This window comes from Streptosporangium sp. NPDC003464, from assembly GCF_053588315.1.
Window position 1 is genome coordinate 1 of the sequence record NZ_JBSFPS010000003.1, and the last position, 14,595, is coordinate 14,595.

Annotated in this window: 18 protein-coding genes; 11 read left to right on the plus strand and 7 right to left on the minus strand. The window is 70.3% G+C overall.

Translation table 11 applies throughout. The features are described 5' to 3' along the window. The 5 genes from ACWDS7_RS00935 to ACWDS7_RS00955 form a co-directional block, all read left to right on the plus strand. On the plus strand, nt 1-201 hold a 201-nt coding region (locus ACWDS7_RS00935; RefSeq protein WP_451927523.1), incomplete at its 5' end, for a hypothetical protein. Nucleotides 202-348: 147 nt separating this feature from the next. After that, nucleotides 349-507: a hypothetical protein gene (locus ACWDS7_RS00940; protein ID WP_451927524.1), complete on the plus strand. Its 159-nt coding sequence runs from the start codon at nt 349-351 to the stop codon at nt 505-507. A gap of 207 nt (nt 508-714) precedes the next feature. Beyond that, nucleotides 715-915 carry a hypothetical protein gene (locus tag ACWDS7_RS00945; protein ID WP_451927525.1) on the plus strand — a complete coding sequence of 67 codons (201 nt, stop codon included), beginning with the start codon at nt 715-717 and terminating at the stop codon, nt 913-915. An 87-nt stretch (nt 916-1,002) separates the two neighbouring features. Then, nucleotides 1,003-2,181, plus strand: coding sequence for a threonine synthase (locus tag ACWDS7_RS00950; RefSeq protein WP_451927526.1), 1,179 nt, complete (start codon nt 1,003-1,005; stop codon nt 2,179-2,181). Then, nucleotides 2,178-2,816: a helix-turn-helix transcriptional regulator gene (locus ACWDS7_RS00955; RefSeq protein WP_451927527.1), complete on the plus strand. Its 639-nt coding sequence runs from the start codon at nt 2,178-2,180 to the stop codon at nt 2,814-2,816. The genes ACWDS7_RS00950 and ACWDS7_RS00955 overlap by 4 nt, the downstream gene beginning before the upstream one ends. 260 nt (nt 2,817-3,076) lie before the next feature. Here ACWDS7_RS00955 and ACWDS7_RS00960 read toward each other — a convergent pair whose 3' ends face one another. Continuing rightward, nucleotides 3,077-3,538 carry a MarR family winged helix-turn-helix transcriptional regulator gene (locus ACWDS7_RS00960; protein ID WP_451927528.1) on the minus strand — a complete coding sequence of 154 codons (462 nt, stop codon included), beginning with the start codon at nt 3,536-3,538 and terminating at the stop codon, nt 3,077-3,079. 96 nt (nt 3,539-3,634) lie between these two features. Between ACWDS7_RS00960 and ACWDS7_RS00965 the strand changes: the two genes are divergently transcribed. Beyond that, nucleotides 3,635-4,003 (plus strand): VOC family protein, encoded by a 369-nt coding sequence (locus tag ACWDS7_RS00965; RefSeq protein ID WP_451927529.1) that lies wholly within the window; start codon nt 3,635-3,637, stop codon nt 4,001-4,003. A 69-nt stretch (nt 4,004-4,072) separates the two neighbouring features. On the opposite strand, the gene ACWDS7_RS00970 is transcribed toward ACWDS7_RS00965, so the two are convergent. After that, on the minus strand, nt 4,073-4,882 hold the full coding sequence (locus ACWDS7_RS00970) for an MFS transporter (protein WP_451927530.1): 810 nt from the start codon (nt 4,880-4,882) through the stop codon (nt 4,073-4,075). Between the two features lie 86 nt (nt 4,883-4,968). Here ACWDS7_RS00970 and ACWDS7_RS00975 point away from each other — a divergent pair, with 86 nt between their 5' ends. Continuing rightward, a complete protein-coding gene (locus ACWDS7_RS00975; protein ID WP_451927531.1) occupies nt 4,969-5,628 on the plus strand; it encodes a TetR/AcrR family transcriptional regulator in 660 nt (219 codons plus the stop codon). 234 nt (nt 5,629-5,862) lie between these two features. Here the strand turns inward: ACWDS7_RS00975 and ACWDS7_RS00980 are convergent, their stop codons facing one another. After that, complete coding sequence (locus ACWDS7_RS00980; protein WP_451927532.1) at nt 5,863-6,129, minus strand: hypothetical protein; 267 nt, start codon at nt 6,127-6,129, stop codon at nt 5,863-5,865. Between ACWDS7_RS00980 and ACWDS7_RS00985 the strand changes: the two genes are divergently transcribed. From ACWDS7_RS00985 to ACWDS7_RS00995, 3 genes are all read left to right on the plus strand, one after another. Continuing rightward, nucleotides 6,116-6,514: a response regulator transcription factor gene (locus ACWDS7_RS00985; RefSeq protein WP_451927533.1), complete on the plus strand. Its 399-nt coding sequence runs from the start codon at nt 6,116-6,118 to the stop codon at nt 6,512-6,514. The two genes, ACWDS7_RS00980 and ACWDS7_RS00985, sit on opposite strands and share 14 nt — an antisense overlap. Nucleotides 6,515-7,009: 495 nt before the next feature. Continuing rightward, entirely contained in the window at nt 7,010-7,402 is a 393-nt protein-coding gene (locus ACWDS7_RS00990; protein WP_451927534.1) for a VOC family protein, read from the plus strand. Next, nucleotides 7,399-8,274: a sigma-70 family RNA polymerase sigma factor gene (locus ACWDS7_RS00995; RefSeq protein ID WP_451927535.1), complete on the plus strand. Its 876-nt coding sequence runs from the start codon at nt 7,399-7,401 to the stop codon at nt 8,272-8,274. The genes ACWDS7_RS00990 and ACWDS7_RS00995 overlap by 4 nt, the downstream gene beginning before the upstream one ends. Nucleotides 8,275-8,435: 161 nt before the next feature. Here the strand turns inward: ACWDS7_RS00995 and ACWDS7_RS01000 are convergent, their stop codons facing one another. After that, on the minus strand, nt 8,436-8,855 hold the full coding sequence (locus ACWDS7_RS01000) for a MerR family transcriptional regulator (protein WP_451927536.1): 420 nt from the start codon (nt 8,853-8,855) through the stop codon (nt 8,436-8,438). 54 nt (nt 8,856-8,909) lie between these two features. On the opposite strand from ACWDS7_RS01000, the gene ACWDS7_RS01005 reads away from it, so the two are divergent. Then, on the plus strand, nt 8,910-9,866 hold the full coding sequence (locus tag ACWDS7_RS01005) for an SDR family NAD(P)-dependent oxidoreductase (protein ID WP_451927537.1): 957 nt from the start codon (nt 8,910-8,912) through the stop codon (nt 9,864-9,866). Between the two features lie 115 nt (nt 9,867-9,981). Here the strand turns inward: ACWDS7_RS01005 and ACWDS7_RS01010 are convergent, their stop codons facing one another. The 3 genes from ACWDS7_RS01010 to ACWDS7_RS01020 form a co-directional block, all read right to left on the minus strand. Continuing rightward, nucleotides 9,982-11,037 (minus strand): sigma-70 family RNA polymerase sigma factor, encoded by a 1,056-nt coding sequence (locus tag ACWDS7_RS01010; RefSeq protein ID WP_451927538.1) that lies wholly within the window; start codon nt 11,035-11,037, stop codon nt 9,982-9,984. Between the two features lie 115 nt (nt 11,038-11,152). Further along, entirely contained in the window at nt 11,153-11,566 is a 414-nt protein-coding gene (locus ACWDS7_RS01015; RefSeq protein WP_451927539.1) for an SgcJ/EcaC family oxidoreductase, read from the minus strand. A 249-nt stretch (nt 11,567-11,815) separates the two neighbouring features. After that, complete coding sequence (locus ACWDS7_RS01020) at nt 11,816-14,542, minus strand: AAA family ATPase (RefSeq protein ID WP_451927540.1); 2,727 nt, start codon at nt 14,540-14,542, stop codon at nt 11,816-11,818. Nucleotides 14,543-14,595 lie beyond the last annotated feature (53 nt).

The following is a 14,595-nucleotide window of genomic DNA, read 5'->3' on the forward strand; positions in this document are numbered from 1 at the left end:
CTGCTCTTGCGGAACGGGCCCTCGATGACGTGGTTCTGGTGGGTTGATTCCATGATCCTCGTCCTAATTCTTGAGTCGGTCATCGGCCAGTTCGGGCGGGCCTCCTGGCTGCTCGATGCCGTCACGGATGCGATCGAGGTCAAAGGCGGGGGACGTTCCGGTCCACGAGAAGACTGCGGCGAGGCCTGGCGCGGCCGATGAAGGTTCCGCTTGGCCGGCGTCGCCCGGCAGGAGTGCCCTGAAGATCTTGACGGTCCGGCCAGGCGGAGTTTCGGGATTCAGACTCGGGCCATGATGAGCCGTCGGAAGGTTCCGGCCAGGCCTGAGATGTGGGTCGTATGCCAGGAGTTGATTCAGAAGCCGTCGCAGCAGCCCTCCCCCAACACGACCCCGGCCACCGCCGGCGCTGACACCACCCACATCGCCTCGCCGGACGGCGGTGACTCCGCCCTCGACGGCCCGCTGACGCCACCGGCCGAGCGGTTGCTGCTCAAGCCCGTGCGCTGACGGATATCAACTTAGAATTTTCTTGCAATGTTGCAATATTTGTCTAACATTGTGGGGTGCCTGGAACACACACGTGCCGGCCGCACCGAGCGTTCCCTGCGGGGCGAAGCCTGCAGCCCACTGCTCCATGACGGTCGTTCGGTTCCTGCCACTCGCACCGGCTGGCGCGTCACACCGTCCGCCTGGAGTCGCCGCATGAAGAATCCGATGAGCCGACTGATCGTCGACGCCTACGGATTTCTCGCGGCGCGCGCCATGGGCGTGGGGAACGGGCTGGACCTGACCCCGACGGCAGGCGGCAATGCCGTGGCCGTCGCCGTCCTCGGCCGCAGCGCGACCGACACCACGACCCACGGAACGACACGAGCCGGCGACGTTCCCGCGGCGGCCACCGGACTGATGCGCTGACCCGTCTGTCCATCCCACGTGCCTCGACCACTCATCTGACGGTCCCCTCGCCGGGGGAACCACCTGTCGAAGGGTTTCAACAGCTCCATGAACGACACCAGCAGCGCCGTGAGCAATACCCCGTTCCTCTACGACAGGTCCGGCCGGCGTTACGCGGTCACCGCCCGGCGCTGGCGCGGTGAGGACGGGACGCCTCTCGCACTCAGCCCGGTGCCAGGGCTCACGCCCGACCAGATCGACACCGGCGAACGCTCCCTTTGGCGCTACCAGGCCGTGATCCCGGTCTCCCCTCGACACCGGGTGAGTCTCGGAGAGGGCTTCACCCCCATGCTGCCGCTGGACTGGAACGGGCTGCGCGTCCACTTCAAGCTCGAGTGGTTCAACCCCACCTCCAGTTTCAAGGATCGTGGCATCACGGTGATGATCTCCCACCTGCGCGGACAGGGAGAGACGCACGTCCTTGAGGACAGTTCCGGCAACGGCGGCTCCTCGGTCGCGGCCTACGCGGCTGCTGCCGGGATTCACGCCAAGATCATCGTCCCCGCAGCGACGTCGGCCGCCAAGATCCTCCAGGCACGCGCGTATGGCGCCCAGATCGAACTCGTCGGAGGCACTCGGGACCAGGTGTCCGACGAGGCGATCCGTCAGTCTGAGCAGATCCCCTATGCCAGTCACAATTGGCACCCGTTCTTTCTGCAGGGCACCAAGACGATCGCCTACGAGATGTGGGAGTCGCTCGGGTTCAGGGCGCCTGACAACATCGTGCTCGTAGCGGGTGCGGGCAGCAACATCCTCGGCTGTGACATCGCGTTCAGCGAGCTGCTCGAAGCGCGTCAGATCGACCGACGCCCCAGACTTCTGGTCGGCCAACCGGAGCACTGGGCCACCATCGCTGACACGGTGAACGGGATCGATCCGCAGAGCCGAGGACCGCGGGTCCCGACGATCGCGGAAGGAGCCTCCATCGCCAACCCGGTCCGGCTCCCGGAGGCCGTCGAGGCGATCCGTCGCTCAGGTGGTGCGGCCGTGGCAGTCACCGAGGACCAGATCCGTACAGCCGTGCGCAAGTTGGCCTCGCGTGGCCTGTACGCCGAGCCGACCAGCAGCGTCGCTGCAGCGGCCCTCGATCACTTCCTGGCCGACGGCACCATCGGCCCTGACGAGACCACCGTCGTCATCCTCACCGGCGCCGGACTCAAGTCCGCGGAGAAGATGGCTACTGTCTTCGACGTCGACAGCAATCCAGACGAGGAGAGCCGCGCGTGAACCCTGACGACCCCGACGAGCACCTTCTGCTCGAAGCCGAGAAGATCGCGATCGCGATCGGCCGCATGTTCCCAGGCCTGTGTGAAGTGGTCCTCCATGACCTGCGCCAGCCAGAGCACGCGATCCGCGTCATCGAGAACAACCTGTCCGGACGCAAGGTGGGTGACTCCGCCACCGAGCTGGGGCTCCGCCGGATCGCGGACCCGAACTACCCCAGCGTGATCCAGAACTACCCCAACCAGTTCCCCGACGGCCGTCCGGTCAAGAGCACGTCGATCGGGATCAAGAATGCCGAGGACCGCTACGTCGCGGCACTCTGCCTGAACCTCGACGTGTCGACCCTCTCCCCCATGATGCTCAGCCTGGCCAACCTGGTGGCAACCGAGGTCGAGCACCGAGGCGAGGCATTGGAGACCCTGCGAGACCGTACAGCGCGGGAGTTGCGTGACGTCATCGAGACGTTCGCCGCCGAACGAGCCGCCACCCCACGAGCACTCAGCCGTGCCGCCAAGAAAGACCTTGTCAGGCAGCTGCACCGTGACGGCTACTTCGCCTCCAGGAGTTCCACCGAGACCATCGCAGACCTGCTCGGGATCTCCCGGAGCACCGTCTACAACTACGCCAAGCAGTCCTGACCACCGCCCCCTGGCGCCGGCCGTCACGACAGAGGAAGTTGAAGCGACAAATGCCTCCGCGTACCAACCGCCGGCGATTGGATTCCAGACACGCACCGTCTCGGCGGGGTCGATGGTCAGTAGGACGCCCCCGTCGGCGCGCATGAGGGCCACCATCGTCCTCACTTCGCCGGTTGAGGCACCGTCATCTCCCGGGCTTCGGGTAGGTGCAAGACCAATGCGTCACCGGCCAGATGGGCGGCCGGACCTCCGTCGGCCGGTCATCCGTCGAGGGCGTCGGCCATCCGGTCGAGATCGGCCAGTAGGGCGTCCAGGCGGCGGTCCGGGATCGCGCCGATCATGCGCTGTTCGACCGCGTAGACCACCGCGCGCGCTGCGGCCAGGCGGCGCTTCCCCTCCTCGGTGAGGTGCACCGGCAGAGCCCGGCCGTGGTCGGCGGCGGCGGGCCGGGTGACCAACCCGCCCTCCTGCAGGCCGCGTAGCACGACGCTGGAGGACTGCCGCGTGACGAAGGTGCTCCGGGCCAGTTCGGCGCCTGAGATCCCCGGCCGTTCGTCCAGCAGTTCCAGGCAGGAGTACTGCGGCACGGTCAGGCCGTGCTCGCGCAGCGCCCTGTCCATGGCGCCGCGCAGCGCCGCGGCGGCCCGCTTGAGCCGGTACCCCACATGCTCGGTGATGTCCCCGGCCGCGTGCGGCGGAGCGGGTTTCCCTCCCTGTTCCATGTCAGTATTTTGACATAGAAGACGGGCTGAACCTACCATCGGATATGTCAAAGTCCTGACATGAAGATTCGATTTCAGCCCCTCCGAGGAGCACCCATGACCGCCACCGTCACCGGCCCTGACTTCCTTGCCCTGCAAGTGCGCGACCTCGAGGCCGCCGCCGCCTTCTTCGAGCAGCACCTCGGCCTGGTCCGGGCCCCGGTCACACCCCCGCACGCCGTGGTCTTCGCCACCCAGCCGATCCCGTTCGCCGTCCGCGAGCCGCTGCCCGGGGTCGACCTCGACAGCGGACAGCCCGGTATCGGCGTCGCCCTGTGGCTCGCCGCCGACGACGCCCAGGCCCTGCACGACCAGCTCGCCGCCGCCGGCGTGCCCATCCTCACCGCGCCCCAGGACGGCCCCTTCGGCCGGATGTTCACCTTCCGCGGCCCCGAGGGTTACGCCCTCACCGTGCACGGAGGCTGAACCCGCAGCTCGGCGCTCCCCGCCGAGGCGGGAACGCGGTGCAGCGGTCCGACAGCCTCGGCGAGGTAGCTATGCGCCGTGGGATGACACCGACACCTTGTCCTTCTCCGGCGTCTTCTCGGGCTCCGCGGCCGGCCGCTCAGCGACCGGTCGCCGGCGCAACCGGACGAGGGCCGCCACGGTGCCGAGCAGGGCGACCAAGGCGACCAGGGCGCAGAGCTGCGTCCCGTGGTTCATCGCGGTGGTGAACGTCTCGTTCGCGGCGGCGACCAGTTGACCGGCCGGACCGGGGGGCAGCTCGGCGGCGAGCAGGTGGGCGGAGGGCAGGTCCTCGGCGGCCGGGGCGGGTGCGCCCGGCAGGGTGGTGGCCAGTCGCGACCGGCAGGAGGCGGAGACGACGGTGCCGACCACCGCGATGCCCAGGGCCCCGCCCAGTTCGCGGACCACGCTGTTCACCGAGCTTGCCATCGGTGACTTCTCGCGCGGCACGGCGGCCACGGTCGCCGTACTGGCCGGCGCCATGACGAGGCCCACCCCCGCGCGGAACACGACGAGTTGCCCGGTCGAGCCGGACAGCGCGGCCGACGCCGACGCCATGGCCAGCACCGTCAGGCCTCCGACCAGTGCGCGGCGGTGCCCGAACCGGGTGCCGAGGCTGCCCGCGGTGATCAGCGTCGCGGCGAACACCAGGATGTAGGCGTTGTTGATCCACTGGAGGTCGGCGGTGGAGGCCGGGAGCGCCTCGGCGAGTGCGGGCAGGGCCGTGTTGAGCACGGTGTTGTCGATGGTGGTGACGGCCAGTGCCAGGCAGAGCTCCGCCAGTGCGGGCCTGCGGCGCGGGTGACCTGACTCCGGGTCGGGTGTGTCCTCGATGCGCATGATGTCATTACATTCGTAAGCTTACTGGTGTTAGCTTGTTGGCCGGGACGCTACAGCGATCGGCTAACACCTGTAAAGTTGCGGCCATGAAGAAGGCCCCCGCAGCTACCGAGCTCCCCGCCGACCAGGGCGAGGACGCTTCGCCCCGGCCGCGGAACCGGCGCGGGCAGGGCCTGTTACTACGCGAGGAGATCATCCGGGCGGCGACCGCCCTCATCGTGCGCACCGGCTCCGACCAGGCCGTCACCCTGCGCTCCGTGGCCCGCGAGGTCGGCATCGCCGCCCCCTCGATCTACGCGCACTTCCCCGACCGGGACGCCATCGTCGAAGCGGTCGTCGTCGAGGCGATCACGCAACTCCACCAGGCGGTCACCGCCGCCGTCACAGCGCACGACGACCCGGTCGAGGCGCTGCTCGCAGGCTGCGCCGCCTACGTCGACTTCGGCGTCCGCGAACCCGCCCGCTACCGCGTCCTCTTCGGCTGGGCCCGCCCCAAGCCCGAAGCCCCCGCCGCCGACGTCCCCGGCCGCCAGGGACTCGACGCCTTCCAGACCCTCGTCGACAACCTCGGCGCCTGCGTACGCGCCGGCCGCTCGTCCAGCACCGACCCCTTCGCCGACGCCGTGACCCTCTGGACGGCCCTCCACGGCCAGGTCACCCTCCGTGCCGACCTCCCCGACTTCCCCTGGCCCCCCACCGACACCGTCGAACAGATGGCCCGCCGCCTCGGCCGCATCAACCCCTGACCTGTCCGGCGGAGCGAGGCGTCGCCCGCTCCAGGCCATGCACAACAGCACCACCCCGTCGGCCTGCCACAAGTTGACGCTCACCACAGCCAGATCCGGGGCCGTGCCCGACATGCCGCCGGACCGCGCCGGCGCCCCGGGTCGCCGGCAGGGTCACACGCGGGCCAGGCGCAGCTGCCCCTGTAGTGGATCTGTCCCCCTGAAAGGGGACCTGGCATGAGATCATCTTGCGGGTCAGGCTGGCTCATGCGGGAGTGGGACATGACCAAGACCGCGGTCGTCGACGATCACGATCTCATCCGTCACGGCCTGGAGCACCTCCTGCGCAGCACCGGCGGGTTCGAGGTGGTGCTCAGCGGCCGCGATCTCGGCGTCCTGGACGGCCGGACCGATCTGGACGTGCTCATCCTGGACCTCTACCTCGGCGTCGACGACGCCTTGCCTGATCGCCATAGCCGAGCTGTCGCCGCTGTACAACGTGCTGGTGATGTCCGCCTCCACCAGGCCGGACGACCTGGTGCACGCCATCCGGGCGGGCGCCCGGGGGTACGTGACCAAGAGCGACCCGGCCGAGCTCATGACCACCGCGCTGCGCACCGTCGCCGCCCGGGGCTTCTATCTGGCGGCGGGACTCGCCGACATCCTGCACGCGCAGCCGGCCGCTCCGGCGCCGGACCCCGAGCCGATCGTACGGCTGGCGCCGCGCGAGGAGGAGACGCTCGCCTACATCGCGCAGGGCTTCACCTACGACCAGATCGCCCGGCGCATGGGCATCAAGAAGTCGACCGTCGACACCCACATCGAACGCATCCGGCGCAAGCTGCAGGTGGACAACAAGGCCCAGCTGATCGCCGCGGCGCCGCGCCGGATCGAGCGGAGGAGATGAGCGGTCCCGCGGAGGCACGACGGCACACCGAGGGCGCGCCGGCCTGGACGGTCATCCTCTTCCGCGTCGCCGCCTTCGCCGAGGTCGTCGCGCTCGACTTCGTGGGTGACTCCGGCCGCAGGGCTGTCCCTCGACTGACACCTTCGTCGATCGCTTGGCCGGCGGCTGCTGACGTCCGCCGGCCATGAACGTCGGCCTGGTGCCGATCGAGAAGCCGAACGTGCCCGCGCTGACCCGGGCCCGGCTGCTCCAGGTTGACCAGGGCTACCTGCGGGGCGAGACGATCACGGCGGCCGACTCCCTGGCGGGGGACGTTCCGTTTCGATCAGCTGAATCATGTGCCGGGCCCGGACGCGCGCGGCCGAGCCGCACCGGCATGCGCCCTGGTGACCGCTCCGGCGGACCGGACCTGTTACCTTCTCCCGTCGGTGCTCGTCATAGGTACGACGACCGAATACGGACGGCCGTCGCACCAACGAGTGAATCGAGAACAGGATGCTGACCGACATCATGTACGTGACGATCTACGTCACCGATCAGGACCGCGCGCTGGAGTTCTACACCGAGGGACTCGGCCTGGAAAAGCGGATCGACTTCTCGGGGCCCGACGGACGGTTCCTCACCGTCGGCGTCCCCGGCAGCCCGGTGCAGATCCTCCTGTGGTCGCATGCGGCGGCCGCGGGACAGCCGGGCGACGTGGGCCGGCATGCCGCGCCCGGTCCGCTGATCCTCGAATCCGATGATTTGCGAAAGGACTTCGGGATCCTGCGCCGGCGCGGTGTCACCTTCGAGGAGCCCGAACCCGTGGACTATCCGTTCGGGGTCCGCATCGAGGCGGTGGACCCGGACGGCAACCGGGTCTCGCTCCGTCAGCAGCGGAAGCCGTGACCACCCACCCGTCCGGCCTCGTGGCCGAGGCGTTCGAAGCCCAGCGCGATCGGCTGCGCGCCCTCGCGTACCGCGTGCTGGGCTCGCACGCCGACGCCGAGGACGTGGTGCAGGAAGCCTGGATGCGCCTCGTCCGCCAGGACGAGGCGACCATCGGCAACCTGGCGGGTTGGCTGACCACCGTTGTCGGCCGAATCAGCCTGGACCTCCTGAGATCCCGCCGAGCCCATCCCGAAACCGCCTACGGGCAGGAGTTCGCGGACCTCGTGGTGACGCCGGCCGACGGCCCCGCGCCGGACGAGCAGGTGGCGCTGGCCGATTCGGTGGGCCTCGCCCTGCTCGTCGTGCTCGACTCGCTCACCCCGAGCGAGCGCCTGGCGTTCGTCCTGCACGACATGTTCGCGGTCCCGTTCCACGAAATCGGCCAGATCCTGGGCAAATCCACTGACGCCACCAAGATGATCGCCAGCCGCGCCCGCCGCAAGGTCCAAGCCACGGACCGGCCGGCGGGCCCCGGCCGCGAGCACCGAGAGGTCGTCCAGGCATTCCGCGCCGCCGCCCTCAGCGGTGACTTCGAAGCGCTCCTACGGGTCCTCGACCCGAACGTGAAGCTGACCGTCGACACCCCCGGCGGCGTGGTCGTCACCCTCGGCGCCACCGAGGTCGCCGCCGGCGCCCGCATGTTCTCCGGCGAGGTCGCCCGTCACCGCCCCGTGCTGGTCAACGGCATCCCCGGCCACATGTCCTGGCGCCCCGACGGAACCCCTCTCTCCGTCATCGCCTTCACAGTCACCGAAGGCCGGATCACCGGCATCCACATCGTCATCGACCCAGCCAAACTCGCCTCGATCCATCTGCCCGCCCCGGCCTGAGCCGGTGTCATCAGGTCTGCCCGCGCATGTGCGGGTCATCCTGGGCCGTCACTGCCGGCAGGAGCCCCTGGCCGCCGTCGTGACGACGGCGGCCAGGGTGGCATCAGGTCCCAGCGGCCGCCGGCGCGGACAGCGGGTGCGGGAGGGGGGCTTGGCCACGGCTACGCGGAGGGTGTCGGCGACCAGAGTCCGGCCGCGGTTCCCTCCTCGACGTGCTTGCGATAGGTGACGACCTTTCCATGGATGATCTCCAGGCTGGCCGTCAGATCGGCGATCCTGTCCCGGACGGTTCTTTCGTGCTCCTCCAGGAGCGCGAGCCGCTCGGCCTCGTTGCCCGGACCGGATCGGACGAGCCGAGCGAACCCCTTCAGGGTGGCGATGGGCATGCCGGATTCTCGCAGCCGGTTGCACAACAGGAGCCACTCCACGTCCGCCGGTCCGTAGACGCGCCGCCCTCCGGCCGTGCGCGGAATCGGACGGATGAAGAGCTCCTCGCGCTCGAAGAACCGCAAGGCGTGCACGCCCAGGCCGGTCGCCTCCGCGACGTCTCCGATGGAAAGGCCGTCCGCGTCCCTGCTCATGCCGTACCGCCATAGCTTGACCTAGATTGCACTCTAGATTTTAACGTCGAGCCCATGGCAATCACGCAACACAAGATCGGCTCGGGATTCAACGCGCACAGCACGGCGGACGAAGTCCTGGCCGGCATCGAGCTGTCCGGCAAGAACGTCCTGATCACCGGCGGCTACTCAGGTCTTGGGCTGGAGGCCACGAGCGCGCTGGCCCGCGCCGGGGCGCACGTCACCGTGCCCGCCCGCCGTCCCGCCGTGGCGACGGAGGCGCTGTGCGGCATTCCGCGGACGGAGGTGCGGGAACTCGACCTGGCAGACCCCGACAGCATCCGGATGTTCAGTGACCGGTTCCTGGAGACCGGCCGGCCCCTCGACATCGTCATCGACAACGCGGGGGTCATGGCCTACCCGAACACGCTCATCGGTCCGGGTTGGGAACCGCACTTCGCCATCAACCACCTCGGGCACTACGCCCTGGTCAACCGCCTGCGCCCGGCCCTGGCCCCTACCGGGGCGCGGGTGGTGTCCGTCGCTTCGTCCGGGCACTTCCTGTCGGACATCCGCTGGGACGACCCGCACTTCCGCCACGGCTACGACCACTGGCTCGCCTACGGGCAGTCCAAGACGGCCAACGCCCTGTTCGCCGTCCATCTCGACGCCCTCGGCGCGGCCGACGGCGTGCGTGCCTTCGCGGTGCACCCGGGCAGCATCCTCACCCCGCTGCAACGGCGCATCCCCCGCGAGCAGCAGATCGCCCAGGGCTGGATCACCCCGGAGGGCCGCCATGCCGACGGCTTCAAAACCCCGGCGCAGGGTGCGGCGACGGCCGTATGGGCGGCCACCTCGCCCCTGCTCGACGAGTACGGCGGCGCCTACTGCCAGGACTGCGACATCGCCGAACCCGCGACCACCGACGACATGCTCGTCGGCGGCGTCAAGACGTGGGCGATCGATCCCGATTCCGCGTCCCGGCTGTGGGCCCTCTCCGGCGAACTCACCGGGCTGGATTGCTTCTCCTGACTCAGGGGGTGAGGTCACGCGCCACGCCTCGTGCGCCTGGACCGGAGAGCACTGTGCGGGCGAGTCCCCGAACGCGTGATCCGAACCCGGAACTGATCGGGACCCGGAACAGGGCCTAGGTCTCGGCGGCGGCAAGTCCCTGGCCGTCGAGCCTGGCCGCCAGGCCGAAAGTCGCGTAGACGTCGGGGTCCTGGAACACCGAGTTCCGGGTGATGCCCTCGTCGGTGACGGTGAAGATCTGGAGCGTGTGCAGGCCGTACCCGTCGCCGACGCGCTGATAGGCGGCGAATCCGGGCTGGCCGCCGTTGGCCGTGACCTCCCTGAGGAGCCAGTCCTTCCCGGCCGCCCCGAAGACCCATTCCATGAACAGGCCGTAGTTGCCGCGGCCGGAGAACCAGTTGAGCATCGGCGGCATCTCCATGATGACGTCCTCAGCGAGCAGTCGCTTGAGGCCCTCGACGTCGGCGAGCTCGAACGCCTTCATGTAGCGTTCGAGCCAGGCGCGCTGCTCGGCCGCGGACGGCTCGCTGACCCGTTCCTGCCGGACCTCGACCTCCTTCATGCGAGCACGCGCCCGCTGCAGGGAACTGTTCACCGACACGACGGTGGTGCCGAGGATTTCCGCCGTCTCGGCCCCGGAGAAGCCGAGCACGTCACGCAGGATCAGCGCACCACGCTGACGCGCCGACAGGTGCTGCAGGGCGGCGGCGAACGCCAGACGCAGGCTGCTGCGGTCGATCACGGCCCCAGCCGGATCGCCCGCGTCCAGCGACGAGTCCGGCAAGGGCTGGAGCCAGGCGGCGTGCTCGCCCCGGACGAGGGGTCCGAGCGGATCCGACGCGGCCACCATCCCCGACGGCAGCGGTCGGCGACCGCGGACCTCCAGGGCGGTCAGGCAGGCGTTCGTCGCGATCCGGTAGAGCCAGGTGCGCGGTGAGCTGCGAGCGTCGTCGTACTGCTCCCGCGCCCGCCACGCCCTCAGGTAGGTGTCCTGGACCAGGTCCTCTGCGTCGTGAGCCGAGCCGAGCATCCGGTAGCAGTACGCCAGCAGCTCCGTCCGGAACGGTCCGACCAAGCGATCGAAGCCTTCCTCCCCCGTCGTCACGCCACGCCCCGTCTCCACTGCCGCCACAACCCCCTTTCCTGGCGACGTACAGTGACAATCCGCCATGGGCGGATAGATCACCACGTGGCCATCAACAAGCCGGCCACGACATACGTCTGATTTTGGATAAAGAACAACTTAGTGCCCGTCCCTGAACCTCACTCGTAGGCAGGGGAAGGGTTCACTGCCCAGGCGCCAGCACCGGGCTGTTGTGATAGGCGGCGATCAGCCACCGGCCGTCCCGCTTCTCGAAGACCCAGGTCGCGTTCACCTTGCGCCGGTCGTCCGGAACCCCGGTCTCGCCGGGGAACAGGATGCCGGATTCGCTGATGACGATCGCGGCGTCCCTGCCGACGAAGCGGAGGCTGAGCTGCTTGTTGAAGGTGGAGCTGCCCTTGAGCGGCCCCTCGAAGCCCAGGGCCATGTTCTCGCGGATCACGTCACGGCTGCCGCGGAGCGAGCCGGTCATGATGGCGGTCGCGTCCGCGGTGTAGTTGGCGACCATGCCGTCGGCGTCGCCGGCCTCCCACGCCCTGTAGGAGTCGACCAGCACGGCCTGGATGGCGGCCTCGTCTTCCATATGACTGTCGGACATCGGATTCTCCCTTGTGATCGGCTCGCCCGGGTGTTCCGGCGAGCTCGTCAGTACATACCGGCGGCGAGGTCGGAACTCATCGCGGCGGACGAGAATTTTCTCCAGGTCTTCAAGGGCGGCCTGACGGCCGCCGTCCCGCCGGGCGTGCGTCCTCTGGGCCGCCTGGGCACGCCGTCCATCCCTGCGTCGCGCCTCCTGACGCCGGCAGGGCATGCGGCTTGATGCCGGGGCAGGGCGGTCACGCCTCCGTCAGTCGAGGTCGAGGTCGCGGAGTTCGGCGCGGGTGGAGATCCCGAGCTTGGGGAACGCCCGGTACAGGTGCGAGCCCACCGTGCGCGGGCTGAGGTGCATCCGGCCACCGATTTCGCGGTTGCTCAGCCCTTTGGCGGCGAGCCTGGACACTTCCAGTTCCTGCGGGCTGAGCAGGGCGGCGACCGGCCGGTCCGGGCGGGGCGGGGTGCCGCCGGCCGCACGGAGCCGGGCGAGCGCACGCCGTGCCCACGGTTGCGCCCCGAGCGTGTCGAAGGTCTCGCTCGCGGCCCTGAGCATTGGCTGGGCCTCGGCTCTGCGGTGGTTGCGGTGCAGCCACTCGCCGTACAGGAGCTCGGTCCGGGCCCGGTCGAAGGGGCGCTGATCGAGCCCGCAGTTCGCCAGCGCGCTCCGGTAGTGCGATTCGGCGTGGGCGTCGTCCGAGAGCATCGCGTGGGAGCGGTGCTTGCTGCTCTGGGCCATGGGCCCGCGGACAGCGCCGGTCCGAGGCTCCACGGCCTGGACGATCCGCCGGGCCGGCTCCGGATCCCCGGCGCGTACGGCGGCCTCGACCAGGTCCGGGAGCATCGCGAGCGCGACGAAGTCATTGGAGTGAGGCGAACCCCGCTCGAACAGGCGCATCAGCTCCGCGAACGCCTCCGCTGACGCGCCCTCCCCCAGTGCCAGCAGCCCCAGCGCGCCGGTCGCCGTCGCGGCGGCGATGCGCTCGCGCAGCGGGAACGCGATCTCCAGTGCCTGCCGGGCATACCGGCGGCAGGCCGCGGCCTCGCCGCGCACGGCGGCGAACCGGGCCGACTGGGCGAGGAAGTTGGCCGTCCAGCCCCGCTGGCCGGTCTCGTAGCTGAAGCGGAGACCTTCCTCGGCATGCGCGGTCCCCTCCGTCCAGTGCCCGAGCCGGAACTCGATGTCGGCCTGGTAGAACAGCACCTCGGTGAGCAGCGCGGCGGAGCCTTCGGCGCGGACCCGGCGGCCGGTGGCCTCGGCGAGCCGGAGGGCCTGGTGGTCGTCGGGCCCCATCCAGCCGATCACGGTCGCCCACATCCACTGCCGCTCATCGCCCCCGCCTCGGCCCCGAGGCAGGATGCCTGGCAGTTCCCACAGCTCGGCCCCGGTGATGACGCCCTCGAAGCCGCCGAGGAGACCCGCGGCGGCGCGGAGCGTCGCCGGTGAGCAGTCCAGGTCGGTGATGCGCCGGGTCGCCAGCAGCGCCGCCTCCATGTCTCCGGCGTGCAACGCCGATCCGCCCGCGAGCAGGAGGGTCCAGGCGGCCTCCTCGGGCTCGGCCGACGACATGAGCTCGGCGCACCGCATCAGGTGTGAGTAGGCGATCGCCGGGTCTCCGCCGTACAGCTCGATGATCCCGTTGAGCTGGGCCAGCGTCACGGCGGGCACGGGCTCGGCCATGACCTGGTCGACGAGCGTCCTGGCCAGGCCGGGCCGGCCCGCGTCCAGCGCCACGAAGGCGGCGGTCACCGTCCTCTGGCGGCGATCGGCGGGCGACTCGCTGAGCCGCGCGGCATGCTGCAGGACGGAGATCGCCGCCGCCGCGCCGCCGCGCCGCCGGGCGGCGTCGGCGCTGTGCTCCAACTCGGCGGCGATCTTCTCGTCCGGCGCGGTCGTGGCCACGGCGCGGTGCCAGATCGCCTGGCCGTCCTTTCCGGTCGCGCTCAGGTGCGCTGCGATGGCCAGGTGCGCGGCGCGGCGGTGCTCGAAAGGCGCGTCCGCGTAAACGGCGGAGCGGATCAGCGGGTGCCGGAAGCGGATCTCGACCCCGTTGAGCTCCACCAGTCCCGACCGCTCGGCCGGGTCCAGCGCGTCGGCCGGCAGGCCGAGCCGGGCGGCGGCCCCGAGCACGGTGCCGGCGTCCCCGGTCTCCTCGGCCGCCGCCACCAGCAGTACCGCGCGACCGTCCGCCGACAGGCCTTCGACCTGGCGCAGGAACGCCGCCCGGACTCTGGCGCTCACGGGCAGGGTCCGGGTCATGGCGAGGTCGGGCATGGCACGATCGGGTCCGTCGAGCCGGGCCAGCTCGATCAGGGCGAGCGGGTTGCCGCCGGTCGCCGTGAAGAGGGCATCGCGTTGGCGCGCGGGCAGCGTCCAGCCGTGCGCGTCGAGCAGCCGCGCGGCATCCTCCGGCGGCAGCCCACGCAACACCAGTTCGGACAGCCCGGCCGTGTTGACCGGCAGCGGCTCGGGTTCGCGTACGGCGAGCAGCATCGCGATGGGCTCGTCGGCCAGCCGGCGAGCGGCGAACAGCAGGGCGGCGGCCGAGGCGCGGTCCAGCCACTGCACGTCGTCGACGGTGACCAGCAGGGGGCGGTCCGCCGCCACCGCCGCGAGCAGCGTGAGCACCGCCGCGGAGACCAGGAAGTCCGAGACCGGGAAGTCCGGGGCCGCGGAGTCGGTGAGGCCGAGCGCCCCGCGCAGCGCCTCGGCCTGGACGCCGGGCAGCGCGTCAAGGTGATCGAGCACCGGCCGGAGCAGTCCCAGCAGCCCGCTGAACGCGTGCTCGACCTCGGAGTCGACGCCGGCGCACGCGAGCACCCGCATGGGCCCGGAGGTAGCCGCGCTCTCGGCGGCATGGCGCAGCAGCGAACTCTTGCCGATGCCCGCCTCGCCGCGCAGGACCAGCGCCCCGCTGCGTCCGCCTCGCGCGTCGGCGAGCAGCCGGGCGATGGTCTCTCGTTCCCGGTGCCGGCCGTGCATCACCTTCCCCGTCTCCGCCGGGGGTGTCCCGGGCGACTGCAGTCGGTTCGACT

Coding starts and splice junctions, on each gene's coding strand:
- ACWDS7_RS00965 (WP_451927529.1), top strand. CDS start 3,635: ATGACCGCCACCGTCACCGGCCCTGACTTCCTTGCCCTGCAAGTGCGC.
- ACWDS7_RS00945 (WP_451927525.1), top strand. CDS start 715: ATGAGCCGACTGATCGTCGACGCCTACGGATTTCTCGCGGCGCGCGCC.
- ACWDS7_RS00950 (WP_451927526.1), top strand. CDS start 1,003: ATGAACGACACCAGCAGCGCCGTGAGCAATACCCCGTTCCTCTACGAC.
- ACWDS7_RS00960 (WP_451927528.1), bottom strand. CDS start 3,538: ATGGAACAGGGAGGGAAACCCGCTCCGCCGCACGCGGCCGGGGACATC.
- ACWDS7_RS00975 (WP_451927531.1), top strand. CDS start 4,969: ATGAAGAAGGCCCCCGCAGCTACCGAGCTCCCCGCCGACCAGGGCGAG.
- ACWDS7_RS00985 (WP_451927533.1), top strand. CDS start 6,116: ATGTCCGCCTCCACCAGGCCGGACGACCTGGTGCACGCCATCCGGGCG.
- ACWDS7_RS00990 (WP_451927534.1), top strand. CDS start 7,010: ATGCTGACCGACATCATGTACGTGACGATCTACGTCACCGATCAGGAC.
- ACWDS7_RS01005 (WP_451927537.1), top strand. CDS start 8,910: ATGGCAATCACGCAACACAAGATCGGCTCGGGATTCAACGCGCACAGC.
- ACWDS7_RS01020 (WP_451927540.1), bottom strand. CDS start 14,542: ATGCACGGCCGGCACCGGGAACGAGAGACCATCGCCCGGCTGCTCGCC.
- ACWDS7_RS01015 (WP_451927539.1), bottom strand. CDS start 11,566: ATGTCCGACAGTCATATGGAAGACGAGGCCGCCATCCAGGCCGTGCTG.
- ACWDS7_RS00970 (WP_451927530.1), bottom strand. CDS start 4,882: ATGCGCATCGAGGACACACCCGACCCGGAGTCAGGTCACCCGCGCCGC.
- ACWDS7_RS01010 (WP_451927538.1), bottom strand. CDS start 11,037: ATGGCGGATTGTCACTGTACGTCGCCAGGAAAGGGGGTTGTGGCGGCA.
- ACWDS7_RS01000 (WP_451927536.1), bottom strand. CDS start 8,855: ATGAGCAGGGACGCGGACGGCCTTTCCATCGGAGACGTCGCGGAGGCG.